We start from the raw sequence: 24965 nt of genomic DNA on the forward strand, positions 1-24965 counted from the left end.
GCTCAGATCCCAATCTGGCCGAGCACATTTCTGAAGTTGGTCTCACAGGCGCGATAACGGTCGACGGCCGCCTCTGCGTCGATCTTGGAAAGGAAGTTCGAAAGATAGGTCCGCTTGTCGGCCTCGCGATTCCAAGTCGCCGCCTCGATATAGGGGAAGCCGATGAACTCGAGCATTTCGCGCATGCGGTCGTCGACCGCGATCATCAGCGCCGGAACGCCGGCCTGCATGCCGATGATGCAGCCATGGAATCGACGGCCGAAACACATGTCTCTGGTCGTCGTCCAGCCTCGCCATTGGTTTGTGTCGAAGAAGGCGATCAGCTCGTGTTCGCGCTGCCACTTCTCCTTGTGCTTGTACTGCGTCGCCCCGGTAATACGTCCACTGGCGCGATCGTAAACCGGGGTCGTATCCTCACCCGGCAGGTCAAGATTGTAGGCGATGACCTCGTCCTGGACCACATAGCTGGCAACGGACTTCGGCCCCAGTAGTGCGTGCGCGTCGACGATCGTGTCGGCGACGCTGCCGAGGTAACCACCGAAGGCGATCTTTTGGGCATCCGCCAAGGCCGGATTGGCAAGTGCCGTGAGCGATCGGACCATTTCGTTCGGGGCGAAATAGAGCGAGGGGCAGCCCGTCGGCTTGACGAATTTCATCCCCTGCTCTCTCAGGAACTCCGCGGTAAAATAGCCGCGTGTCAGGAAGAAGCTTTCCCTGTTCCTGAGCACGTCCAGGAACTTGAGCGTGCCTGCCGGCAGCAACTCCTTGAGACCTTCCTTGCGCTGGATGCCGATGCCCATCACCACCACGGGCATCTTCAGCTTGGCGAAAACCTCGGCTTCGAGATCGGCGGAATATCCGGGCCGCAACAGGTTGGCGGAAGCGAAGACACAGATATCGAATTCGCGGTTTGCCTGCTCGTAGAGCTCGTCCGAAGTACGATTGTTGGCGAGGTGCCAGAAGGGAACATAGGTGACATCGTGCCCCCGCAGGCTTTGTGCGGCACCCTCGCCGATCAGATAGTTGCCGGTATTGGCTATTCTCCTGACCTGGGAGAGGAAGTCCTTCTTCGCCGTCACCTCGTCGAAATAGGGGCGGTGGTGCACCGTCATGCCGGCAACTGAGCCGATCGTGCGCTGCAGATACGAGGGGATCCCTGTAAGTAAGATACGCATAACTGTCCTTTGAACGAGCGCTTAGGAGGATGCCGAGTTCTGCTAGTGACCGATGCCGATTTCCCGCAAAGTCGAACGGAATCTGCGCTCGCGATCGGAATATCTGTCAACGAGTTCCGAAGCATTGAGCTTCCCAAGATGGTCGGCGACGAATTCGCTGCGGTTCTCGGCGCTGTCGATCTCGTTGATGTCGACTGCAGGCAATCCGGTGTAACCGAGCATTTCGCGCATGCGGTCGTCCACCGCGACCATCAGGCTCGGTACGGCCGCCTGCATGGCGATGATCGAGCCGTGGAAACGGCGGCCCAGATTGAAGTCCATCGACGAAGCCCAGGCTCGCCACTGATTGGTGTCGAAGAAGGTGCGCACCTGGAATGGCTTGCCGAGCCTGTCGGCGCCGGGATAGGCGAGGTTGCCCACCATGGTGCCCGACGCCGTGTCGTAGACGCGGCCCTCCCCATTGGGCTCGACGCTCATGTCGAAGTGGAGAAACTCGTCCTGGACCACGTATTGCGGGACGCTATCGCCGCCAGGCAGAGCCTTGGCATCCAGGACCGTATCCTGGTTGCCGCCAAGGTAACCGGAGAAAATGGTGCGCGCCTTGCCGACATCGACCTCAGGCAGCTTTCTGAGCGATTTCCGCATGTTGTCGGGCATGAAATAGACGGACGGGCAACCGGTCGGCCGCACGAAGTTAAAGCCTTGATCTTTCAGGAAACCTTCCGTCTCGAAGCCGCGCGTCAGGAAGAAGTGCTCACGCTCCTTGAGAATGGCCAGCAGCCGCTTCGTGCCCTCTGGCAGGTTGTTCTCCAGATCCTTGCGGTTCTGCTGACCGATGCCGAGCATGACGATCGGCATCTTGAGCTGCTCGAGCACATCGGCTTCCGCGTCAGCCGAAAGCCCTTTGCGCAGCAGATTGGCGCAGGTGAAGACGCAGATATCGAAATTCGAGTTGAATTCGTCGAGGCCGACGCCATTCTTGGCGCAATTATAGAGATGCCAGAACGGCACGTGCTTGGCGTGGGGTGAAAGCGCGCGCAGGGCACCTTCGCCGATGAGATAGTTGCCGGTGTTGCTGATATTGCGCAACTCCTGCAGAAACTCCTCTTTCGTCTCCGGCTGTTTTTGACGCTCCGCATAGGAGACAGACAAACCGTGGGCGCCATTGACGAGGCGGGTGTAGTGACCGGGAATACCGGTCACAAGAATCCTTGCAGGCATGCAATCGACCTTTCTGCTTGAAATACCGGCGTGGGCTCAACTGGCCGCCCGGATGCCGGCGTCTACCGCTGGATCCGCTGGAAAGACGGCCGTTCTTGACTGGGACGAGTTATCGACCCAGGTGTCGCACCACGCGAGAAACTGCGAAAACGAGGATGTCCACGAACGACGGGATGCAGTCTTGATGCAGCCTTCGATCAGCGGAGCAAGTTGGTCTGGGTTGCGGGCAACCGCCTCGATGGCCTGTGCCATCGACCTGACGACTTCGGGATCGGCGGCCGCATGGATCAGCACGCCATCTTCGCCGTCGATGATGAGTTCGTCGACGGCGCCAACCGCCGTGGCAATCGGAACGCATCCGAGCTGCTGTGCCTCGGCGATGGCGAGCGGCGCACCTTCCCAACGGGACGGCATGACGAGCACATCCGCCCAGGACAGTGCCTTGATGAGTTCCTTGCTGGCGAAGGCCGGTGGACGGACGTCGACGGAGAGATCCTTCAATCGTTCCGTCCATGAGACGCTCGAGTCGGCAAGAATCTCGCCGCCGACGGCACGCGCCTCGAATGGAACATTCCTCGCTCGAAGCTCGGACAACGTGGCCGCCAGCCTGTCGATCCCCTTCTGCCGATCAAGCCGCCCCATGTAGAGCACGTGCAAGCGCGCATCGTCGCGCGGCTGCCGTCGGGCGGCGATCACGTCTGCCTGGACTTTCGGTGGCACCGTAAAGCCCGCGCTGTTGGAGACGGCAAAGACCTTTGCGTGCGGCACGCCGAAACTGTGCAGGTAGGTCTTCAACTGCTCGGAGCAGGTCAGGAACGCGTCATAGCAATGTTCGTGAGCGATCGCGGCAAAAGGCTGGCCCGCCGGGCGCTTGAACGCGGTGTTGTCGACGACGTGAAGATAGCATGCCGTTCGCGTTCCCTCGGAACGCAGCCGGGCGATGAGGGGATGGACGGCCATGACATGGTTGTTGATCACCAGATCGAAACCAGACAGCTGGCCCTTCAACGCCTGCCAATCGACTCCATGCTCGTCGGCGATAAAATCCTGTCCGAGGAATGAGCCCGACCCGCCCCATGCAGGAACGCCGGCATCCCAGAAGTGAATGTGATCAAAGCTCGCATCGAATTCGTCGATGACATCCATCTTGGCGCTGCCGAGCACGAACAGATGTGTTTCGAAACCGGTTCGCTTCAGCTCGCGCGCGACAGCATAAATGACCTTTTCGGCCCCACCGAAAGAGGCGTTCGGCACCAGCAGAGCCGCAGTGCGCTTGCCGGAGCTGTGCCCGAGCGGCAGGACCGGCGAACCGCCGACTTCCCTTCGCAGCTCCTTGTATAGCTCGCCATAGGGCACCAGCCGCGAAGGCCGCCATGTCCACCGTTTGCCCGCCGTATGGCGCAAGGGGCTGGAAGCAATGGCATTGATGCAATTGATCATCATCTGCTGCGGCGTGATCAGCGAACGGCGCGACAGGCTCTTGGGGAAGGGAAAGCGAACTTTCAGCAGCGTCACCGTCGGCCAGACCTGCTGGTTGCCGATCGATGCGAACCACTCCAGCGCGTTGTTCTGGATCACGTCTCTGACCAGCGGCGTCGGAAGGAAAACAAGGTCAGCCGGGCCGACATTCTGCGAACCTGCCGGTAGTGCAACCGCCTCGATCCCACGCTTCACGCCGTCATTTGCAAGTTGAACGAACAACGCGTTGGTATTTTCGCTCAACCGCTCCAGGTGGGCGAGAATGTTTGGAAGCATGCGCGAGCGCAATAAGAGATCGAAAGCCGAACCACTGCCCGCCACGAGAAAGGGCGGGAAGTGTGCATTGTCGGGTTCGCCGACATTTGCCCAGAACGCCGGGATGATGTCGTCCAGCCGAAGCACGGTTGGTGCCTTGGTCGGATCGGTAAACAGCGAGATCGACGCATTTTCGGTTCGGGCGAAGAGATAGCGCGGCGCTTCCTCATGCTCGAAATCGACGAGCATCGGGCGGCGATACAGAGCCTTGTGGCGTTTTCTGAGGTAACTGACCGAAGTAGCGCGCTCCCGGTTGGCTTCCTTGAAACGGCTTTCGGCGCGCAACCGATACTCAAAGACCGTGTCGTGGCATGGCACCCCGACGAAGCCATTCTCGATGCAGGACAACCAGAATTCCCAGTCCTCAAATCCGTTCTGCCGGTCGTCGTTGAAGCGCACGCCGGCGCGGAAAACGTCGATGGAAATCAGCGATCCCGTGTCGCAAATGTTGTCCGTGATGCAATGCGCCAGCCGCGAATACTGATTGCCGTAATGCGCGCGCCAGGACACGGAGAACGTATCGATGTTGGTATAGACCCAGCCACAAGCACTGCTGCCGAGCTTTTCATAGAGTGTCTCTATGGTGCGAGGCAGAACACGATTGTCGGCATCGAGGAAATACACCGCCCGCGCCTCGGGCAGATGCTCGAGAATGAAGTCGATGGCGCGGTTGCGGGCACCACCTGGCCCCGCGTTGCGGCCGAATATCACGTGAATGAACGGATGGACCGCAGCATAGAGCAACAGCTGGTCGAACGTTTCGTGGCACGGGTCGCCATCGACCGAAACCACGATCGCGAGCCTGGATGTGTTCAGATCAGACCCAAGAGCGGATTCGATGGCTTCCAGGACAAGCGCCGCATGACCGTAAAGCGGCATCGCGATGGCGATGAGATCGGCCTCTGGATTACCTGGCATTCAGGGCCTCCGTCGACTGCTTTACCAGTCGGAAGCTCGACAACTTGAGCCAGCAAAAATCGACGGTCTCATCCACGGCCCGGCTGAGGATGATCAGATCCATTGGCACGCGGATCGCTTCGTCCATCTGCATGCTGATGCTGATGGATTGCTGGGCACCGACTTCGCGCCAGCCGCTGAACAGGGTCGAAGGTTTCACCGAACCCTTGCGCGCGAGCTCGGCGACTTCCGCGCGCGCGTTCGAACTGGCGGGGCTCAGGAGAAAACTGACTGCTGCCGGCGCGCCCTTGGGATGATCGATAATGGCGCTTGCCGACAACGAGACGGTGCCAGGCTCGATGGCGCGGTTGATCGCCCCGGCTGAGATACCGGTCGGCAGCGGGTGGCAGACGATCGCATGTTCGTGTTCGAGGAACCGGATCGTCTGGAAATCCGGGACGATCTGGGTCACCGAAACGTCAGTGATCTGGCTGAGCTTCTCGATCCCCAGCCTGTAATCGACGGTGAATTGTCCTTCCAGCAAACTGGTGGGAGCGATCATGTTCGCGGTGCTGGCGGGCTTGACCCCGGGCAGCCCCGTAAACACCCGGAACGCAAGCGGGCGCAGGTCAAGGTCGGGATGCGGATGTTCCGATCGCGCCGAGTAGCGCTCGCTGGCGATGTGGTGCCCGAGCGAAAGGCCAAGCGCGTCGGAGCCGCTTGCAGATACGCGCAGGCGAAGTGTCCTTGCCGCGCCGCCGCAGGCACGCGGCAGAGAAAAGAAGTTCCAGCCGGAAACCAGGCCGACATAGGGAACATTCCATTCCGCCACGCCTTCGCCACTTTCCAGGTAGTTCAAAGTGACGATGAGCTCTCCACTGCCCTTCGGCAATGAGTGCAGGTGAAGCGCGAAGCCGGCGACCCCGAGGCTCGAGACGGGCAGGAGCTGCTCGATGAACGCGCTGCTCAACAGCTGCCCTACACCCTCGTCCTTCGGATCGGCAAAGGGATCATGGGCAAAGACTTCGGCAACCGGCTCCCAGTTTCGCGCATGGAAGGCGTCTTCCAGAAGGCGATAGTTTTCGAACAGTTCTTCGCGCTCACGCCTCAGCATGGCGAGTTCCGACGTGATCGAAGCCGAATATCGGGCGAGCCGGCCTACTCCGTCTTCGGCAAGCGCACGCAGGAGCGCCGAGCTCTCCGCCACATTGACCGGGTCAAGACGCAGGACCGCCAGCTCCGGGAGCGTTCGCAAGGCAGACAGTCGCGCCAGCCCCTTCTTCAGGTCCACCTCTGCCTTGTCGGAAAAGGCGACCGCGGCGATCGGAAACGTATCCTTCAACGTGTCGAAGGAACCACCGTCGGCTTCCACATAGTCCACCAGATGGGCAACATTGCTGCCCTGCAAGATCGCCCGATCGCGATCCGATGCCAGAAGCAGCTTTTTCAAACCGAGCCGAGGCCCCATGGCGGAGTGTCTTACTTCTTGCACGTAACGCCCTCAGAAGAAACGATAACGCATATCGATGGAGTTTCTGAACCGACGACAGCTATACTGTCGATCGCCATTCATCACGCTGATTACGTAGCAGTGAATTTCGCAGTGCACAACGGCAAAATACATAGCGTGCCCAACAATAAACATAACAAATACTTCAATATTTGAAGTATTCTGAAATGCTACTGTCACATTGCTGCGGGACGCCCCGTCATCGTTGTCATGAGGTCTCGCTGACGCAGCAGGCAATCCTCGAGCCGGAAGCGCCGCTCGACAGTCCTTCGCGCTGCCGCCCGCATGCCGACGGACGCCTGCGGATTGCTGACGGCGCCGAGGATTGCTTCACTGAGCGCGTCGGCGTCGAAGAACGGCACAAGGATACCGTTGTGACCCGAGCGAATGACTTCGCGAACCGGAGGCGTGTCGGATCCGATAACCAAGGCGCCGCATGCCATGGCCTCGAGCACGGACCAGGAAAGCACGAACGGATAGGTCATGTAGACATGGGCCGCGGAGACCTGAAAAAGCTGGCGAAGGATGTGGTGCGGGACAACGCCTGGAAAGATGATGTTGTCAGGCGACACGTCAAGCGAGGCGAGCAGGTGCGATTTCCATGAACCACCGCCAGGAGGCGGCGGCCCGTAGCTGGTTCCGTCACCTCCGACGAAGACGAAAACCGTGTCAGGGCGCTTCTTCACGACCTGTGCGGCGGCCTGCAGTGCCTGGGGAAAACCACGATAGGGCTCAAGATCGCGGGCGACAAAGGTGACCACCGGCGGATCATTGGCCTTCAGCACGCGACCGTCCGGAAGCCGCACCGACGCCGAAGCGTTGGGGCGGAACAGCGCGGTATCGATACCTTCGTGGCAAACGGCAATGCGCTCGCGCGTATCGGCGGGATAAAGGCTCTTTTGCCATTCGGTGGGGCTGATGCCGCCATCCATGGCTTCCAGTGACAGCAATTGCGCGACGTTGCGCAGTCGCAATCTCTTGCGCTCTTCGAGGTCGGGTTGATCGTCGGGCGCAAAGCCGATATCGGCCCCCTGCGACCGATAGAAAAACTCGCAGTAGCCAAGGGCCGGAACGCGAGGAAGGGCATCCTTGACGAACATCATGCTGCCCCAGCCGATGTGGCCGACGACGATGTCCGGCGTCATGTCCTGTCGCGTCATCGCATCGAGCGTTTCGGCAACGCGATGTCCGATCCGGGCATGGTGATCCGGCACCGCCATGTGCCGAGCGATGGCCGCGGACATGCGCGGCCCGGGCTCGGCCCGGTGCCGAATGACGCGCACTGACGGAATCTTTTGATCCACGGTTTCGGTGATCAGGCTGACGCTGTTGCCCGACCGCACCAGGTCAGCCGCCAACGCGGCGAACTGGCCGAAGCCGCGCCGATGAACAAATGCCACATGCATGCTATCTAATCCGCTACCTGAATGACGTCCACATTGGGTTCTGCCCGGTCACATGTCGTAACGTGACGCGCTGCCCCAGACGAGTTCGAGTTGATGCAGGGTCTGAAAGGCGGTCTCCAGGTTCTGGCGATCCTGATGGCCGCGATTGAGCGCCCGCTCGTAGGCCATCGCCGCGTCGCGCAAGTTCGCCCTCAGTAGCCGGCCCTTTTCCGTAAGCTTGATGCGCGCCGAACGCTTGTCGCGCTGGGAGGCAACCCGATCGATGTAGTCGCCATCTGCCAGTTGCTTCAGATAGTACGACACGTTCGAGCCGACATAGTGCCCGCGATCGAGCAGCTCGGCCACCGACAGCTCGGCATCGCCGATTGCCAGCAAGACCATGGCCTGAGCCGGACCGATGTCGTCGACACGCAGCTTGGTCAGCTCGGCGCGCACCAAACCGGAAAACCGCCTGCTCACCCTCTCCATCAGGCGCGCAAGCTCGAAATAGGTCAGCTGTCGGCAATCGTTCGCGGCTTCGGCTTGATCGTGGGCTCCTACCGCCTTCGACGTCTGCTCCTCCTGCTGGAGCAACGACACATCTTTGATCCCCGTGGACGGATAGAGTACTCTTTCATTCATCCAACTCTCCATTTCGAAATTTACTTCAAATCTTGAAGTAAATCAGACTACAACATCCCCTCCCCTCTACCTTGAACTTGCATTACCTCTTAATTTTGTGCCACACATAGCGAAGCAATACTACGCTTCACCCTATTTTAAAGCCAGACGTCCTCCACGGATGGCTTTAACGTCAACCTCAGGCTACTGCCCATGCGTGATACTGTTCGGAACGAGACGATAAGCAACGCTCAAATTTTAGGGGTTCTGCGCCAGGATGAAATTATCAATCCAAGATTGCTAATATTGCAAGCCAAGCGTGTGTTTCTTTCCGTATCACTTTACGCCGCATTGCTCAGTGTCTGCATAAGCCTGCTTCAGCTCACGATACCGCTGTTCATGTTGCAGATTCATGACAGGGTTCTCAACAGCCAGAGCTTTGATACGCTCACCATGCTGACGCTGCTCGCGATCAGCGCATTGGTCGTCTATGGGGTCCTAGATCTTATCCGAGCCCTTGCTTTCCAAGCGATGGGCAGCGCCATCGTGCGAAGACTGAATGCTCCGGTTCTGGCATCGGCGGTGCAGGCATCGGTGAACCAGGGGCTTACTCGCGCCGCCCAATCCCTCCGCGACCTGTCGGAACTTCGCAGCTTCCTCACTTCATCGGCTGTGGTCGCGCCGCTCGACGCCGCTTGGTCCCCGATCTTTCTAGGGGCGCTGTTCCTGCTGCATCCGCTTTTCGGCCTGATCGGCGTCGTGTCCGTGGTGTTGCTCGTGTGCTGCGGACTGGTCAACGATTTGATGACGCGCCAGCTCACCAAAGAGGCCAACCAGGCGAATGTCGAAGCGGTCTCGAAGATCGCCGGTTCCCTTAGGCACGCCGAAGCGATCGAGGCGATGGGTATGTTGCCGGCGCTCGCAAGGCGCTGGCGTGGCCTGCAAATCCACGCTTTGGGCGCTCTTGAGGCCGGAGGAACCAGGAGCAGGGCGATGGCGTCGCTGACGCGCAGCCTGCGCTATTCGATCCAAGTGATCACGCTCGCCGCCGGCGCCCTGCTGGTTCTCGACCAGGCCATCACCCCCGGCCCGATGATGGCTTCGAGCATCCTTGTCGGCCGTCTGCTCATCCCCTTCGACACGATCATTGAAAACTGGCGCCAATGGGTGCTTGCCATTGCCGGCTGGCGCCGGCTCGAGGCGGCGATCGGCGAAGATCTGGCAATCCGCCAGACGACACCAACGCCCCATTCAGTCGGCGACGTGGGCGACATGATTGTGGATAAACTCGTTTACGCCGTCCCCGGCGTCGAGGTTCCGATCATCAAGGGCATTTCCTTCTCGCTTTCCCCCGGCGAAGTGCTGGGCGTGGTCGGCCCGTCGGCCGCCGGAAAATCGACGCTGGCCCGGCTGCTGGTCGGCATCTTGAAGCCGACCTCGGGTGGGGTCTTTCTCGATGGCCACAATACTTATCTTTGGGAGCGCGGGTCCTTTGGGGAATCGGTCGGATACCTCCCGCAATCGGTATCGCTGCTGGAGGGCACGATCCGGGAAAACATTGCCAGAATGGAAGATGGGGACCCCTACAAGGTCATCGAGGCCGCGCGGCTTGCAGAAGTGCACGAGATGATCGGCCGCCTGCCGCTCGGCTATGACACGCCCGTCGGCGATGGTCACCTGACGCTTTCCGGTGGACAAAGGCAGCGCATCGCGCTGGCGCGCTGCCTCTACAATCGCCCGCGCCTAGTCGTTCTCGATGAACCCAATGCCAACCTCGATTCGCTTGGCGAGCGCGCGCTGGTGCGTGCGATCCAGCGCATGCGCGACCAGGGTGCCATCGTCATCATGATCGCCCACCGGCCATCGATCATGCAGGTCGCCGACAAGCTTCTTGTCCTCGAAAATGGTCGTATCAGCCAGTTTGGGCCGCGAACGGATATCCTGACGACCGTGCCTGGGCCCGGCGAAACTCGGCGCGAGGTTGCTTCCGCATGACCGACAAACAGATGCTTCCGCTTCGTCCGCAGCCTTCAGAGCCCGTTGTCAGACCGCTGGCAAAAATCGCCCCTCAGGCGGCACCGACCCTGGCCGATATCGATGAGGCGCATTCCGAACGCGCGCTTCGCCGCCTGATGGTCGCGGGGCTTGCGACCATCATCGTATCCTTCGGCGGCTTCTTCACATGGGCGGTGTCGACGGAACTCAGCAGCGCGACCGTTGCCAACGGCAGCGTGATCGTCGACTCCAAGCGCAAGACGATCAGCCATTTCGAAGGAGGCGTCATGGGGCGCCTTCTGGTTCAGGAGGGCGAACAGGTGGCCGTGGGTCAGCCGCTCATCCTCTTGGAAGACACGCGGGCACGCTCCAACTTGAATGCCCTCACCAGCCGTCGCATCGGCCTCATTGCCAGGCTCGCCAGGCTCAAGGCGGAACAGGACGGTGCAGCCGCAATCGCCTTCCCGAAAAATTTCGGCGAAGCCGGCGAGATCGCCGTCGACGAAGCGATCAAGGCGGAGAATGTCTTCTTCGACAAGCGACACGAGGCCAAGGCCGGGCGCGTCGACGTTCAGACGAAAACGATCGAGGAATATGGCGAACAGACAAAATCGCTGCTCATCCAGCTCGAAGCGACCGACCGGCAGATCGCCCTCATCACCGAACAGCGCACCGCAATCGCCACGCTGGTCGAGAAGGGCTTCGTGCAGCGCGCGAAGCTCATCGAGGTCGATACGCGCCTGAGTGAGCTCGCCAGAGCGCGCGGCGAACTGGCCGGAGACAAGGCGCAGGCAGAAAAGGCAAGGGCTGGCGCCCAACTCGCGTTGATCGGCATCGAAAGCGAGTTTCAATCGACCATCGCGGGTGAGATAACCACGGCGCGCATCGACCTGACGGATGTCGAAGAACAGATCGTTGCGGCAAAGGATGTCTTGCGGCGCATGGAAATCCGCTCGCCCCAGGCAGGCGTGGTCAGCAACATCTGGCTGCGTACCCCCGGAAGTGCTGTCACGCCTGGCCAGCCCCTGATGGAAATCGTACCCGAAGACGAGCCGTTGGTCGTCGAGATGCGCGTCAACCCTCGTGACATCGACAGCATATCGGTGGGCTCTCCGACGCAGATCCGTCTGACCGCCTACAATCAGCGCTCGCGCATGCCCTTCAATGGCGCGGTGACCTACATTGCCGCGGACCAGACGGTCGATGAGAAGTCGGGTGCCTCCTATTTCACCGCTCGCGCCAAGATCGATGCGGCGTCTCTTGCTGCCGATCCCGATGTTCGCCTGTATCCGGGGGCGCCTGCCGAGGTGCTGATCGTGCACAAGGCACGCCGCGCCATCGACTACCTGGTGTCTCCGCTGACAGAGAGCTTCAATCGCGCTTTCAGGGAAGATTGATTCAGCGCCGACAGGCGGGATACGCAGTAAATTACTACAAATCTTGAACTAGTTTGCTACTAAACTACCCAATGAATCGCGGAAAACTATGTATAGTTTAATTTCTGTATTGATTTCCCACGAAAATTGGCAATAATGTCGCGAAGATTTCATGATTTAATCTGGAATCGATGTTGAAATATATTCGAGGCCGATGCACACTCCCGGCGCATCAACATCGACCTGGTCGGTGGACGTGCGATTTATCCACCAAGAGGAGAGGCAGATGGCCACACTAGAAGGCGGCGCATACGACGACGCGCTGTTCGGCTCTCGCTTCAACGATTTCATCCATGCTCGAGCGGGTGATGATTTCGTGAGCGGCGGCAACGGACATGACATCATTTTCGGTGACGAAGGTGACGACCAGCTTTTCGGCGGCAACGGCAACGATACGCTGTTTGGCGGCGAAGGCGACGACGTTCTCTATGGCGAGAACGGCAACGATACGCTGACCGGTGGATGGGGTGATGATCTCCTTTCCGGCGGCAATGGCAGCGACATTTTGCTCGGCGGTCAGGGTAACGACTTCCTGTCCGGCGGCAAAGGCAGCGACATGCTCTTCGGCGGTGGCGGCAATGACGTCATCGACGGCGGCGCTGGCGACGACCTCCTGGTTGGCGGTGCCGGCAGTGACGTCTTCGTATTCGACGGCGGCGGCGGCAACGACGTCATCCTCGACTTCACGCCCGGCGAAGATCTGCTGCAGATCTCGAAGGGCATCAATGGTCTCGATATCACCTCGCCTGACGACCTCGCTTCGCGGGTCACCCAGGTCGGCGGCAATGTCATCATCGACCTCGGCCACGGCGATTCACTGACCCTGGTCAACGTCGACGTCGACGACATTCACGCAAATCCCGAGAACTATTTCACGGTTCACTAAGCGTGGACTAGGCGTGCCCTGCATTCCTCCCGCAGGGCGCGCACTCCAAGAGGGATTGAATTTGCCGTTCAGCGATATCAAGCAGCCGAATACCGATCATCGGGACGCAAAGGCATTTCGTTTAGGATCGGACCTGGCTGTTCTCATCTGGGACCTGCCGCCGGGGCTGCCAATTCCGACGCGGCCGGTGCTGACGATGTCAAAGCCGCCGGTTCCGCTCGTGAGCGTAACTCTTTCGCTCGTTGACGGACATCAGCGAACGCTGTGGGCGATGCGGACAGCGAGAGCGCCGATGTCAGCCGTCATTGCCGTCGAAGGCAGCGACAGCGTAGTGCCGATCAACATCGAACCGGCAAGCGGTCTGCCTCCCCTCGACATGGAGCAGCTGTTCCTGGAACTCGCGCCGGAAGCGCGTATCAGATTTCTCAACGTCCTGCTGACGACGTGGCGAAGCGCATTCAAGGTCGCTAGCGACCCATATTTCTCACTTATCGTCGAAGACGCCCTCAACGCATTGGCGCCAACGCCTCGACCGGCGCGCATCACCTGCGAGCTGGGCCGCGGACGGTTCTTGATCGAAACGACCATCAATCCGGAGTTCGACGACAAGCTCGGGATCTATGTCGTGGGCGCGGCAAGCGTCAGCCAATTAAGGCCGAAGGCGATCATCCGTCGCGGCACACGGGCAGGCTGGCAGGCCTGCCACTTCATTGCCGAGATGCCAAGCCTCAGCCCACCCTTTCAGATTGTGCTGCTCAGCAAGAACGGCATCGCCATAAGACAGCTTTCCGAGCGCGAAGCGCAATGTCCAAGCCTTACGCGCTGGTGGGCAGACAATCGCGACGCGCTCGAACTGCGCGAATTGCTCGTTCAGCATCTCGCCGCCTGGCCGAACGGTGGACCGGCGACCGCAATCGACCTGCAGGTCCGGGCGCCCTTGAAAGAACGTCACGTTCCGAGAGCGGCACAGCAGCCATCCGGACAGGTCGACCTGGCGCTCGCCCTTTCCGACAGCCTGCTGGTCGGCGGATGGTATCATGATCCGTCATCCATGCTCGCCGGCATCGACTATCTGCAGGCGGATGGCAAAGCGGTGCCGCTGGACGGCAATATCTACGAATTCCCCGGATGGGCGCAGACACAGGCCGACAAATCGAAGACGGACGTGACCGGCTTCGTTGCCCGGATACCCCTTGATCAACCGCTCGGCCCACTGCTTCAGCCGCGTTTTCAGATGCGGCTTGCCTCCGGGGCCGTGAAATCCCTCATCCCGCCGCCGCAACCCTTCGAACCCGTGCTGCAGCGAAACCAGATCCTGCGCGCGGTGCCGCCGCAACATGCCATCGACGATGCATTCCGCACGATACTTGCGCCGGCGCTTAGAGAAGTGGAGCAACGCCTGGGCAAGACGGTCGAGGTCAAGCGGACGAGAGACTACGGCCTGCCGCAGCATGCACCGCTCGTTTCCATCGTCATCCCGCTCTACAAGGTTCTCGATTTTCTCCGCTTCCAGTTGTCGGGCATGGCGACGGACCCCTGGCTCATGGAAAACGCGGAACTGGTCTTCGTTCTGGATTCCCCGGAAATTCAGGACGAGACCGAGCATCTGCTCGGCGGGCTGCACCTGTTGCACGGTTTGCCCATGCGGCTGGTGGTCATGAACCGGAACGGCGGCTACGCGCGGGCGTGCAATACCGGCGCGCGTATGGCGCGGGGCTCCGTTCTGGTCATGCTCAATTCCGATGTCGTGCCCTGCGAACCCGGCTGGGTGCAGACACTGATAGATCCGATCATGAGCGGGGCGTACGGCGCGGTCGGCCCCAGGCTGATCTTCGAAGACAAATCGCTGCAGCACGCAGGCCTCTATTTCGGCCGCGACCAGCGTGGGATCTGGCTGAACCACCACTTCTACAAGGGCATGCCCAGCGACTACATGCCGGCGCAGCAGGCGCGAACGGTTCCCGGTGTCACGGGCGCCTGCCTCGTCACCACGAGGGATCTCTACGAGAGCGTCGGCGGCTTCACCGAGGACTATATCATCGGTGATTATGAAGACAGCGACCTTTGCCTGAAGATCCGCCGGGCCGGCTTCGAGATCGGCTATGAGCCGTCGGCCTGCCTGTATCACTTCGAGCGCCAGTCGATCCGGCGCAGCCAGGACTACATGCGCGGGGTCGCCAGCCAATACAACTCCTGGCTCCACACACAGCGCTGGGACGATGACATCGCCGCCCTGATGGCGCGCGACTATCGATCGCCGAGCAGCCTCAAGACCGCGTCTCCCGATGACCACGCAATTGAATGGACGAATGCATGATCGATGCCCTGCCCCGCGATGAAATCGGTGCACCACCGCCACTGGACGACGCACATCTTCGCTGGCTGACCGACAGCGTGTCGCGCAACCGGTTCCTTCCGCAGCCGGACGCGAACAGCATTTTTGTCGGCGACGGTGATTTCCGTGCGATCGGCGCGGAGTTTCTCGGACATTTCATCCGCATGGGCGGCTTGCGGGCCAATCATCGCGTTCTCGATATCGGCTGCGGCATCGGCCGCATGGCCGTGCCGCTCACCCAATATCTCGATGGCGACCGAGGCCGTTATGATGGCCTCGATCCCGTGGAGGGCGGCATCCGCTGGTGCCGGGCGACCGTGACGCCGACCTATCCGAACTTCACCTTCCAACGCCTCGACATCGCCCATGATCTCTACAACCCGACGGGGACGATCAAGGGCCGGGAACTGAAACTGCCATTTGCAGACGCGCAGTTCGATTTCATCATCATGACGTCGGTCGTCACGCACCTGCCCGCCGACGAGGTCATGGCCTATCTGGCGGAGATCGTCCGGGTCCTGGCACATGGCGGCCGATTGTTCATGACAGCCTTCATCGTCGACGAGATCGCCAGGCGAAATGCCATGGGGCGGCGCGATCCGCGCCTTGCCTTCGAGCGCGCCGGCCAGGGGCCCTGCTGGTTCGTACCGGGTCAGCCGCCGTTGGCCGCCGTCGGCTTCGACGATGGTTTTCTCGACGGCGCGTTCAATCGCACCGGTCTCTCGCTCGCGCTCAAGTCCTTTGGCCATTGGCGCGAACCGGGCGGCACACACTATCAAGATGTGCTCGTGGGTGAGCGTCACCGGAGCCGCCCATGAGCGAGCGCATTCTCGTGGTGGCGCACAATCATCCGGCCCTTCATCCCGGCGGCACGGAAGTCTTTGCGCACGATCTCTTCCGCGCCTACCAGCGCGCAGGACACGAGGCGCTGTTCCTGGGCGCGGTCAACCAGGTCCATCGCGAGGCCAGACCGGGCACGAGTTTCCAGGCCATAGGGCCGACAGGCGACGAAATCCTGCTTTGGGCGGGGCATTTCGATCGCTTTTTCATGAGCCAAATCGACCTTTACGGTTTCGTGCCGGATCTGGTGGAACTGCTGCGCGAATTCCGGCCCGATGTGGTTCATCTCCACCATATTCTGCTCATGGGCGCCGAGTTTCCACATATCGTGCGCAGAGCGTTGCCGGCGTGCAAGATCGTCATGACCCTGCATGATTACTACCCGATTTGCCATCATGACGGTCTGATGGTGCGCACCGACAAGCGGGAGCTCTGCCACGGCTCTAGTCCGGACCGTTGTCACGCCTGCTTCAAGGACATCAAGCCCGACCGCTTCGCGCTCAGGGAACAACATCTCAAGGCGCTTCTGAGCACGATTGATCGTTTTGCTGCGCCGAGCGAGTTCCTGAAACGACGCTATGTCGACTGGGGAATTGCCGAAGACCGCATCTCCGTCATCGCCAACGGCCTACCGCCCCAGGCGTTTGAGGCCGGCAAGGACAAACCCAAGAGCGGACGCCCCGTCTTCGGCTATTTCGGCAATCTGAACCCTTGGAAAGGGATCAAGGTGCTGCTGGAGGCGGCGCGCCAGCTGATCGCCGATGGCGTCGACTTCGAGCTGCGCGTCCATGGCGGCGCACCGTTTCAGACCCAGGAATTCGTCGCCGACATCGACCGCCTGTTTTCCGAAACCGCACCCTTCGTCCAGCGGCGCGGCCCCTACCGCCGAGAAGATGTGGCAGCCCTCATCGGCGGCGTCGACTGCACCGTTGTCCCCTCCATCTGGTGGGAAAATGCGCCGCTGGTGATCCAGGAGGCGCAGGCGCAGGGACGCCCGGTGATCGCCAGCAACATCGGCGGAATGGCCGAACTGGTCAGGAACGGCGTCAATGGCCTGACCGTGGCACCCGACGATCCACGCCAGCTCGCAGCCGCCATGCGGCAGGTCATCGAAAAGCCGACGCTTCTGCGACAGCTTTCCGGCCGAGCCGTTCGCCCTGATGACATCGACACCACAGCCGGTCGTTACCTTGCTCTTTTCAATCTCCAGCAGGTTCAGGCCGCATAAAGAGGACCCATGGCCCAAGTCGCAGAAAAACTCGACACGCCGCCGCCCGAGAATGAAGGCGCCAAACCCATCAACGGTCGCGTCGATGCCATCGATGGGGGACGCCTGTTCGGCTGGGCGCACGATCCCGCCGCCCCCGGCCAACGCCTCAAAGTGCGCGTCCTCCTCGATGGCGCACCGGTCGCCGAAGCGATCGCCGACCGCAATCGCCCGGACCTCAAGCGAAACGGGATCGGTGACGGCCAGCACGCATTCGAAATCGCCCTGCCTGAGGCGGTGCAGAAGCGCAGCCGCGATCTCGTCGTCATGGCGTTTACGGGAGACGGAGCGGGGCAGCCCCTCCGCGTGCCGCAACCCGACGAACAGGCAGCCGAAGCGCTGATCGCAGCACCATTGACCAGGGTGCTCGACAAACTGGACGTGCTGATGGCTGCGCAGCGTCAGCTGCAGATTTCCCAACGTTCGCTGCAGCGCGTACCTCATATCGGCGCAGATGCGGCGGAAACCGAGGGAGCGCAAGACCCGAGCGCCGGCATCGACGGTCTTCGTGCCGAGATGAGCCGACGGCTGGACGATCTGGACGTGCATCTGCTGCGAATGGATGGCGTCGTGGCGGGCATGGAGAAGACACTCTCCACACTTCAAAAACGGGCGGGCGGCGAGACCAGGCCGCTCGTGCTGCTTCTCTTCGTCCTCATGGGATTTGCAGCCGGAGCGCTGCTGGCATTGCTGGCAAGATGATGATGCGGCAGGCGATGGCGAACGATGAAAGATCCGCTGGCACCAACGGCACCCGCGCCGCGGGGGCGCCCTTGCGCTTCGGCAAGGGTCGGGCCGTCTCCGCTCGGATCGATCAGGAAACCATGCTCGTCCTTGGCAGCGGACGGGCCAAGGGCCACGCTGTTTCCGTCAGAGCCGATGGCGCCAAGCCCCCGCGAGACGGCGCTTCCGTTGCAAGCTGGCCCTTAACTGCATCGTCGCCGTCGGCGACGCACGGTTTTGCGGCGCTCCTGACGCAACCGAATCCCGATGTGCCCATCTCGCTGATCGACGTTGACGATGGGCGCATCAGCGAGCGCTTCATCGTTGCCCCCAGACCGATTTCGATCGAAGACGCGGCAACCCTTATTGCGCAGACCACAGCAGGAGAAACGGCCGTCGTCGTCAGTCGCCTCGCCGATCAGCTCATGGCGCAACCGGGCAACCGCAACAGGGTTTTCGCCGGACTTACGTTGATCAAGGCACTGCAGCCGTCCGACGGCTTCATCGAACTGGTCGGAGAGACCCATGACGGCGTCATCGTCATCATGGGCTGGAGCCGCGCGTTCGTTCCCGGCCGTTGCCAGGCCTATCTTCTAGCCGGCGCAACGACCGTCGCCGATTGTTTCGTCGCCAGTTTTGCCCGGCCGGATATACCGGAGGGCGAGCTGGGTTTCATCGCCGTTCTGGAAACGGGCGGGAGGGTACGCGCCGACGCGCTCAAAGGCATCGTCTACAATGCCGGCGGAGGCTGGCACTTGACACCGGCGCATTCGCGCGTGCAAATCAGCGCGGCCCTGGACACTCCGGACCACATCCGGTCCGTGCTGCTCGAAGCCCGGGCAACGCCAGAGGCCATGCTGCGCCTGCGTTCAGCGGCAAACGGTTTCACCGGAAAGGACACGATTTCGAGCCTTCCATACCCGGTTCGCCTGGACGTTGACCGGGTGTTCGAAACCGATGAAGGCGACATGCTGATTTCGGGCTGGCTGCTCGACCCGGAGCACCATGTTTCCTCCGTCAAACTGCGGCGGCCGGGCGCAGAGGCCAGACTCGACGACATCTGGACGCGCCTCGATCGGGTCGACGTTTCGCAGAGCTTCGCCGATCAACCCGCATTCCGGGCATCGCTTGACAGCGACGATCAGGCCCACGGATTTGTCGCCCATGCGAGACTGCCTGGCGGCAATCTCGACGCTACACCCTATCTTGAACTGACCTTGAGAGAAGGTCGGCGCGCGTTTCTGCCCTTGACACCCAAGCGGATGCCGGCGCGACGGGCCGCAAGCCAGCAATTGTCTTTGTTCGATGCCGCCAACTGGGCGCTGCCGGCGATCGTCGATCACCAGATCGTTCCGCTCCTCTCCAAGGTAGCCTGCACCGCGCCGCGCATGGAAACGATCATCGACGTCGGGGTGTTCGACGAAAATGCCGGCGTTCCCATCATCGTCGGCTCCACCGTCGGAATGCCGGAAGTCGGCCCGCTCCTCGCATTGTTTGCGCTCGACCCGCAGACGCGCTGCGCTCCGCTCGTGATCGTTGTCAGCAAGCCGGCCTTCCAGAGGGATCTCGTCCGTCTTAGGCAGCTGGCACGGTTTTATGGTCTCTCGGTCCGCCTGGTCTGCGCGGCCGCGGCACAAGATCGCTTCGATCTGCTGTCGGTCGGGGCGGAGGTGGTTTCATGCGACACGGTCGTAACCATGGCGGGCTCACTCGTCCCTACTGGCAAAGGCTGGTACGACGCACTGACGGCAGTCGGAGAGGCCCACGTCGGAAGCGTGATTTCGCCGATGCTTGCCTATGACGATCACTCGGTGAAATGGGCAGGAAGCTGGCTCTCCGAGGACGGCGATCAACTGCTGCTCGATCGCTATGCCGGTTATCCGCTGATGGCGATTGCGGCACTGCAATTGACGCGGGTCGACGTCGCGTCGCTCGAATGCTGCATCATGCCGCGTGCGGTCCTGAACGACGCGATGCGCGATTGCGGCGTCTATCTCGGCTCAAAACAGAAGGCCTGCGAAATTGGGCTCCGGATCAACCGGGCAGGCATCGCTGCTTATTTGCTGCCATCGATCCAATTGCTCGGCTGCGACGAGCCGATGTCGGGGGAGCAGAACGGCAAGCTTGCCGCGCTCGCCGAACGCATCGATGTCGAAATCCTCAAGTCGCGGTGGCGAAGCGCTCACCAGAGCCAAAGATCGTTTGACAGGATTTCCGCATGAGGGAACAAAAGCTTCGCGTCCTGGTGATCTCGCATGCGCACCCCTCCTTTTCGCTGGGCGGGGCGGAGATCGCCTCGCACAACCTGCATCGCGGCCTGAACGCGATGGAAGGTGTCGAATCCGTGTATCTGGCGGCCGCCTCCCCGCCGCTGCAACGACACGCCTCGTCGGCGCTTATGAGTGCGCGCCTGCCGCAGGAAGAGGTGTTGTTCCACACCGTTGCCTATGATCATTTTCACCTCGCGAATGAGGACGTCGAGTCGATCGAGCGTGATCTCCTGCGCTTCGTGCGCGATGTGAAACCGGATGTCATTCATTTCCATCACGTTCTGGGTTTCGGTCTCGAGGCGCTCTATGCGGTGCGCTCCGCACTGCCAGACGCGGCAATCCTTCTCACCCTTCATGAATTCGTGCCGATCTGCCACAACCACGGCCAGATGGTAAAACGGCCGACGGGTCAGCTTTGCGAGCAGGCTTCGCCGACCGCCTGCAACAGCTGCTTTCCGGATATTCCGGCATCAAGGTTCCTCCGGCGTGAGGCGCTCGTGCGCACCATGCTCCTCGATATGGTCGACGCGTTCGTTGCGCCGAGCGCCTTTCTCGCCAAGCGCTATGCGGAGTGGGGCATAGATCGCCAACGCATTCACGTCATCGAAAACGGAATCATGGGCGAGGAAGCTACACCCGCGCGCGAACTTGCGCGAAGCGACGCGCGTCGCAACCGCTTCGCCTTCTTCGGCCAGATGACGCCGTTCAAGGGCGTCGACGTGCTGATCGATGCCATCGGCCGCGTACCGGATGAGATCTGGGGCGATGACGCCTACCTGATGATCTTCGGCGCCAATCTCGAGCGCCAACCGGCCGAATTCCAGGCGCGGATGAAGAAGCTGATCGAGCGAGCCGGTCGTCGGGTGCGCTTCTACGGGAGCTACCAGAATGCCGATCTGCCGAAGCTCATGCGATCCGTCGATTGGGTGATCTTCCCATCGATCTGGTGGGAGAACTCACCCGTCGTTATCCAGGAAGCGCTGCTGCACCGCCGACCGATCATCTGCTCTGACATTGGCGGCATGGCCGAGAAAGTTCGCGATGGCGCCGATGGCCTGCATTTTCGCGCCGGCAACGGCCAGCACCTCGCGGATCGGATCGTCGAGGTGCTGAACGACGACACGGTCTGGGACCGCTTGCGCAGCAGCATGCGCGGTCCCTTCAGTTCCAAGGATTGCGCAAGGGAACACCTCGGCGTCTATCGCAGCCTGCTGCGCGAAAAAGACGGTGCCGCGCAGCGCGAACATCGCGTCGAGATGCGCGTCTCGTCACAGTTCCAATGACGGATTAAGCTTTTGGCACGCATATTGGTCATGATCCCCGCCGGCGAAGTCTACGCACATGACAGCGTTCGCTGGTATCAACATCAAGACATCCAGTCTCACATCAACCACTACCACAATATGGGCGATGCCTTCGTCTTCGACTCGTCGCTGAAACTGCTGCGGTTCGAAGAACTCGGTGTGCTCGAAATATCGGAATTCAGGCCACGCGACATCGCCCGGCTTCGGGAGGAATACGATTACGTGTTCCTGCGCGGATCAAATTACATTCACGACGCCATGAACTGGGAGGCGGCAGCAACGGTCCTGAAGGCGCTCGGCCTGCCAGTGATCGGCTTTGGGATCGGTGCACAGGCTCCGGTGGATGGAAAAATCAGGCTCTCCGACGATACGCGCGCCGTGCTGCGCCTGATGTCCGAATCGACGACATCAGTCGGTGTGCGGGGTGCCTATTCGGCCGAGGTTTTGTGGGATCTCGGCATCCGCAACGTCCGGATCATCGGATGCCCGACCGCCTTCCGCCTGAACGATCCGGAACTGCGCATCACGCTGCCGCCGCTCGAACAGGTCCGCAAGGTCGGGGTCACCGTCAGGCGAGAAGTCTCCGACGCCTATGCCAAGGATATCGAACGCTATCTCGGCTTCCACCGCGAACTGGTGAAAACCATGGCTGGGCGCTTCGAGACCGTGCTGTTGACGCAGGGCGAGGTCGAGGAAAAGAAGCTTGTCCTGGGAGACGAGGCCCAGCGCGAAGAAGCACTCGCCGCGCTCAAGGCCGACCATTGGACATCGTCCTGGTATCTCGATGAGGCGATGCTGGGCCTCTACGAGCAAAGGCTGTTCTATTCTGATGTGGTTGCCGATTACGAACGGCTGATCCGCGCCCAGGACCTGGTGCTCGGCTACCGCCTGCACGGCAATCTCATGGCGCTGGCGAATGGGGTTCCGTCGATCTACTGCACCTATGACAGCCGAACGGCCGAGTTCTGCGACACATTCAAGATCCCCAGTTTCGACATCTTCGGGCAGCAGGCGTTCTGCCTCGAGGACTATTGGGACCAGGCCCTCTTCGACAGGTACAACCGTGCCTGGTTCCACACCTACGGCGAAATGTACCGTTTCCTCACTGAAAATGGTGTCGAGCACAAGATGCACGACATCCTCAAATCCCCACCCGCAAAAATCTCCCGAGTTGCTTGAAGCGAAAAGGTGCTGACATGCAGAACAAAGTGCGCAAGGCGATCATCCCGGCCGCCGGATTCGGTACGCGAATGCTGCCGGCGACAAAAAGCGTTCCCAAGGAACTGCTGCCGATCGTTGATCGGCCGATCCTCGACTACATTGTCAGTGAGGCGTTTGCCGCGGGCATCGAACACGTCATCATCGTCACTGGCCGCATGAAGGGCGCAATCGAGGATTATTTCGATCACGCATTCGAAGTCGACGCAACGCTGCGGCGAGCCGGCAAGAACCCGCTTGCCGATCGGCTGGCGACGGCAACGCCTGATGTCGGCAGCATCTCATTTGTGCGCCAGCAACAGGCCCGTGGCCTTGGCCACGCCGTCTGGACGGCGCGCCACATCGTCGGCGACGAACCTTTCGCCGTGCTGCTGCCGGATATGCTGATGGTCGATCACGAACCCTGCCTCCAATCGATGACGACCCTTCACCAGCGACATGGCGGCAATGTCGTGGCTGTCGAACGATGCTTGCCGGAAGAGGCTCACAAATTCGGCATCGTTTCCCTGAAGCAGACTATTGGGGGCGCACTGGTCGATGGCCTCGTGGAAAAACCGGCCCCGGGCACGGCGCCGAGCAACCTGTTTATCTCAGGGCGCTATATTCTCCAGCCGGAGATCTTCAACATCCTCGAAAACCAGGAGCCGGGTGCAGGCGGCGAGATCCAGTTGACCGACGCGATGATTACCCTGATGAAAGACCAGGAAATTCGCGCTTTCGAATTCGGCGGCCGCACGTTCGACTGCGGAAATCCGACCGGCTTCGTCGCGGCCAACCTGCACATGGCAATGGCGCGCGCCGACATTGCAGCAGGGATCTCCGGCGAGATGCATGCACTCATGACGCCCATGCGCGCAATCGCCTGATGGCGCGTAGGCTGCGCCGCGAGGAACGGCCATGCCGCCAGGATGCGCAATCTGTGTTCGTGGCGCGGCGTTACGGTTCGAAGCTTTGCTTTTTTAGCTTTGTTTGCGCGTCTAATATGACGCGCGGCGCTGTAGAACATCAAAAGGCCCGCAGACATTCCTGTTTGCGGGCCTTGTTTGATTTGGCTGTCAATCTCTTCCGGATTTTCACCGATCACGAGACCGGAGAATCATTGGCGCCCCGTTAGCCGCCCGCGATCAACTGTCTGGTCCCGCCGAATGGCGGTCCACAACCGTCAATTCACGGGTGCCGGAGGAAGCGTTTCGCGGATCTGATCGATCTTGCCGACGTCGGGCCCGACGCCAAGGATATCCTTGGCTTCGTCAAGCATATCATCGGTTACGACACCGTCTTTCGAGAAACCGGCAAGCGCATCGCGCAGGGCCTCGTCGCTGAGGGCCGGGTCGCTTGGGATGGCGTCCACGCCGTTCTCAGCTTCAAACTCTGCATAGGCGATGGCGTAGGCAGAAACCGCGGCCATTCGGGGATCGTTCGAGTTGAGATAAGCGTGATAGTTGCGGTTCAGCGAGCGCAGTCCCGGCGTGCCGACGCCAGCTTCAATTGGCTCCACCTTGGTCAGCTTGTCGGCCTTCGCAGCTTTTTTCGCCGTGTCCGGGCCTTTTTTGCCACGTGTGAACAACGATTTCCACGTCGGCTTGTCACTGGCGCTGGCCTTGCTCGACCGGGTGTCCTTGCTTGCACGCGCGGTTCCCGATTTTCCATGGCTGGAACCTGAGCCCCCGCCATGGTTGCCGCCATTTCCATTTCCATTTCCATTACCACCGCCGCCGCCGCCGGAATTGCCATGGCCTTCCTTGGCCAGGGCTGTGCCCGCCGCACCGACCATCCCGCCTACCGCGGGGGCTACGACCAGACTCAGCGCCAAGGCGCCACGAGCGATTGCTTTCGCGAAAACCATAAGAAACTCCTCTTCGAATAGCCGCGGCACCGACTTCGATGAAGGCCGCGTTTGTAGAGAAGCGTAACTTATCTTGGGCCAAAGGCAGCTACTATGCCCCCCGGACCATTGCGGTGGCCTATAGGACCTTGGTCCTGTCGGGCAGACAGCCTAAGGTCCGATAAGGATTGAGAACCGAGCCACGGCATTGACCAGCCTGCCCAAGCGTTTAGGTTAACGCGGGTTTGTTGTACCACAGAGAC

18 protein-coding genes are annotated in these 24965 nt (G+C 60.9%); 11 read left to right on the forward strand and 7 right to left on the reverse strand.

The features are described from left to right. Positions 1-2: 2 nt before the first annotated feature. The 6 genes from ASD02_RS25115 to ASD02_RS25140 all read right to left on the reverse strand — a co-directional run bounded on the left by ASD02_RS25115 (position 3) and on the right by ASD02_RS25140 (position 8624). Positions 3-1175: a polysaccharide pyruvyl transferase family protein gene (locus tag ASD02_RS25115; RefSeq protein ID WP_057221338.1), complete on the reverse strand. Its 1173-nt coding sequence runs from the start codon at positions 1173-1175 to the stop codon at positions 3-5. Positions 1176-1217: 42 nt separating this feature from the next. Beyond that, on the reverse strand, positions 1218-2396 hold the full coding sequence (locus tag ASD02_RS25120; RefSeq protein WP_057208317.1) for a polysaccharide pyruvyl transferase family protein: 1179 nt from the start codon (positions 2394-2396) through the stop codon (positions 1218-1220). Positions 2397-2432: 36 nt separating this feature from the next. Next, positions 2433-5108, reverse strand: a complete 2676-nt coding sequence (locus tag ASD02_RS25125) for a glycosyltransferase (RefSeq protein WP_057221337.1) — start codon at positions 5106-5108, stop codon at positions 2433-2435. Then, positions 5098-6555, reverse strand: coding sequence for a DUF6212 domain-containing protein (locus ASD02_RS25130; protein ID WP_107028307.1), 1458 nt, complete (start codon positions 6553-6555; stop codon positions 5098-5100). The genes ASD02_RS25125 and ASD02_RS25130 overlap by 11 nt, the downstream gene beginning before the upstream one ends. Before the next feature lie 218 nt (positions 6556-6773). Next, entirely contained in the window at positions 6774-8003 is a 1230-nt protein-coding gene (locus ASD02_RS25135; protein ID WP_057221336.1) for a glycosyltransferase family 4 protein, read from the reverse strand. Positions 8004-8051: 48 nt separating this feature from the next. Next, on the reverse strand, positions 8052-8624 hold the full coding sequence (locus ASD02_RS25140; protein WP_057217263.1) for a MarR family transcriptional regulator: 573 nt from the start codon (positions 8622-8624) through the stop codon (positions 8052-8054). A 192-nt stretch (positions 8625-8816) separates the two neighbouring features. On the opposite strand from ASD02_RS25140, the gene ASD02_RS25145 reads away from it, so the two are divergent. From ASD02_RS25145 to ASD02_RS25195, 11 genes are all read left to right on the forward strand, one after another. Further along, positions 8817-10598, forward strand: coding sequence for a type I secretion system permease/ATPase (locus ASD02_RS25145; RefSeq protein WP_057217265.1), 1782 nt, complete (start codon positions 8817-8819; stop codon positions 10596-10598). Next, positions 10595-11995, forward strand: coding sequence for an HlyD family type I secretion periplasmic adaptor subunit (locus tag ASD02_RS25150; RefSeq protein ID WP_057217267.1), 1401 nt, complete (start codon positions 10595-10597; stop codon positions 11993-11995). Before ASD02_RS25145 ends, ASD02_RS25150 begins: the two co-directional genes overlap by 4 nt. A 265-nt stretch (positions 11996-12260) precedes the next feature. Continuing rightward, the gene (locus ASD02_RS25155) at positions 12261-12920 is read left to right on the forward strand and encodes a calcium-binding protein (RefSeq protein ID WP_057217270.1); all 660 of its coding nucleotides are present in this window, start codon (positions 12261-12263) and stop codon (positions 12918-12920) included. Positions 12921-13212: 292 nt separating this feature from the next. Next, on the forward strand, positions 13213-15237 hold the full coding sequence (locus ASD02_RS25160) for a glycosyltransferase (RefSeq protein WP_244494282.1): 2025 nt from the start codon (positions 13213-13215) through the stop codon (positions 15235-15237). Next, positions 15234-16073 carry a class I SAM-dependent methyltransferase gene (locus ASD02_RS25165; protein WP_057221349.1) on the forward strand — a complete coding sequence of 280 codons (840 nt, stop codon included), beginning with the start codon at positions 15234-15236 and terminating at the stop codon, positions 16071-16073. Before ASD02_RS25160 ends, ASD02_RS25165 begins: the two co-directional genes overlap by 4 nt. Then, positions 16070-17323 carry a glycosyltransferase family 4 protein gene (locus ASD02_RS25170; protein WP_057221335.1) on the forward strand — a complete coding sequence of 418 codons (1254 nt, stop codon included), beginning with the start codon at positions 16070-16072 and terminating at the stop codon, positions 17321-17323. The genes ASD02_RS25165 and ASD02_RS25170 overlap by 4 nt, the downstream gene beginning before the upstream one ends. Before the next feature lie 9 nt (positions 17324-17332). After that, positions 17333-18064 carry a hypothetical protein gene (locus ASD02_RS25175; protein ID WP_057221334.1) on the forward strand — a complete coding sequence of 244 codons (732 nt, stop codon included), beginning with the start codon at positions 17333-17335 and terminating at the stop codon, positions 18062-18064. A 14-nt stretch (positions 18065-18078) separates the two neighbouring features. Further along, positions 18079-20307, forward strand: coding sequence for a hypothetical protein (locus ASD02_RS25180; protein ID WP_063978372.1), 2229 nt, complete (start codon positions 18079-18081; stop codon positions 20305-20307). Then, positions 20304-21638: a glycosyltransferase family 4 protein gene (locus ASD02_RS25185; protein WP_057221332.1), complete on the forward strand. Its 1335-nt coding sequence runs from the start codon at positions 20304-20306 to the stop codon at positions 21636-21638. Before ASD02_RS25180 ends, ASD02_RS25185 begins: the two co-directional genes overlap by 4 nt. A 12-nt stretch (positions 21639-21650) precedes the next feature. Further along, positions 21651-22838 (forward strand): polysaccharide pyruvyl transferase family protein, encoded by a 1188-nt coding sequence (locus ASD02_RS25190; protein ID WP_057221331.1) that lies wholly within the window; start codon positions 21651-21653, stop codon positions 22836-22838. 17 nt (positions 22839-22855) lie between these two features. Next, positions 22856-23743 (forward strand): UTP--glucose-1-phosphate uridylyltransferase, encoded by an 888-nt coding sequence (locus ASD02_RS25195; RefSeq protein ID WP_057221330.1) that lies wholly within the window; start codon positions 22856-22858, stop codon positions 23741-23743. Between the two features lie 296 nt (positions 23744-24039). Here ASD02_RS25195 and ASD02_RS25200 read toward each other — a convergent pair whose 3' ends face one another. Next, positions 24040-24723, reverse strand: coding sequence for a hypothetical protein (locus tag ASD02_RS25200; protein WP_057221329.1), 684 nt, complete (start codon positions 24721-24723; stop codon positions 24040-24042). Between the last annotated feature and the right edge of the window lie 242 nt (positions 24724-24965).

The organism is Ensifer sp. Root1252 (genome assembly GCF_001425885.1).
Taxonomy (GTDB): Bacteria; Pseudomonadota; Alphaproteobacteria; order Rhizobiales; family Rhizobiaceae; genus Ensifer; species Ensifer canadensis.

Excerpts from the sequence above, each read along its gene's own strand:
- ASD02_RS25115 (WP_057221338.1), bottom strand. The coding sequence starts at position 1,175 with ATGCGTATCTTACTTACAGGGATCCCCTCGTATCTGCAGCGCACGATC.
- ASD02_RS25120 (WP_057208317.1), bottom strand. The coding sequence starts at position 2,396 with ATGCCTGCAAGGATTCTTGTGACCGGTATTCCCGGTCACTACACCCGC.
- ASD02_RS25125 (WP_057221337.1), bottom strand. The coding sequence starts at position 5,108 with ATGCCAGGTAATCCAGAGGCCGATCTCATCGCCATCGCGATGCCGCTT.
- ASD02_RS25130 (WP_107028307.1), bottom strand. The coding sequence starts at position 6,555 with ATGGGGCCTCGGCTCGGTTTGAAAAAGCTGCTTCTGGCATCGGATCGC.
- ASD02_RS25135 (WP_057221336.1), bottom strand. The coding sequence starts at position 8,003 with ATGCATGTGGCATTTGTTCATCGGCGCGGCTTCGGCCAGTTCGCCGCG.
- ASD02_RS25140 (WP_057217263.1), bottom strand. The coding sequence starts at position 8,624 with ATGAATGAAAGAGTACTCTATCCGTCCACGGGGATCAAAGATGTGTCG.
- ASD02_RS25145 (WP_057217265.1), top strand. The coding sequence starts at position 8,817 with ATGCGTGATACTGTTCGGAACGAGACGATAAGCAACGCTCAAATTTTA.
- ASD02_RS25150 (WP_057217267.1), top strand. The coding sequence starts at position 10,595 with ATGACCGACAAACAGATGCTTCCGCTTCGTCCGCAGCCTTCAGAGCCC.
- ASD02_RS25155 (WP_057217270.1), top strand. The coding sequence starts at position 12,261 with ATGGCCACACTAGAAGGCGGCGCATACGACGACGCGCTGTTCGGCTCT.
- ASD02_RS25160 (WP_244494282.1), top strand. The coding sequence starts at position 13,213 with ATGTCAGCCGTCATTGCCGTCGAAGGCAGCGACAGCGTAGTGCCGATC.
- ASD02_RS25165 (WP_057221349.1), top strand. The coding sequence starts at position 15,234 with ATGATCGATGCCCTGCCCCGCGATGAAATCGGTGCACCACCGCCACTG.
- ASD02_RS25170 (WP_057221335.1), top strand. The coding sequence starts at position 16,070 with ATGAGCGAGCGCATTCTCGTGGTGGCGCACAATCATCCGGCCCTTCAT.
- ASD02_RS25175 (WP_057221334.1), top strand. The coding sequence starts at position 17,333 with ATGGCCCAAGTCGCAGAAAAACTCGACACGCCGCCGCCCGAGAATGAA.
- ASD02_RS25180 (WP_063978372.1), top strand. The coding sequence starts at position 18,079 with ATGGCGAACGATGAAAGATCCGCTGGCACCAACGGCACCCGCGCCGCG.
- ASD02_RS25185 (WP_057221332.1), top strand. The coding sequence starts at position 20,304 with ATGAGGGAACAAAAGCTTCGCGTCCTGGTGATCTCGCATGCGCACCCC.
- ASD02_RS25195 (WP_057221330.1), top strand. The coding sequence starts at position 22,856 with ATGCAGAACAAAGTGCGCAAGGCGATCATCCCGGCCGCCGGATTCGGT.
- ASD02_RS25200 (WP_057221329.1), bottom strand. The coding sequence starts at position 24,723 with ATGGTTTTCGCGAAAGCAATCGCTCGTGGCGCCTTGGCGCTGAGTCTG.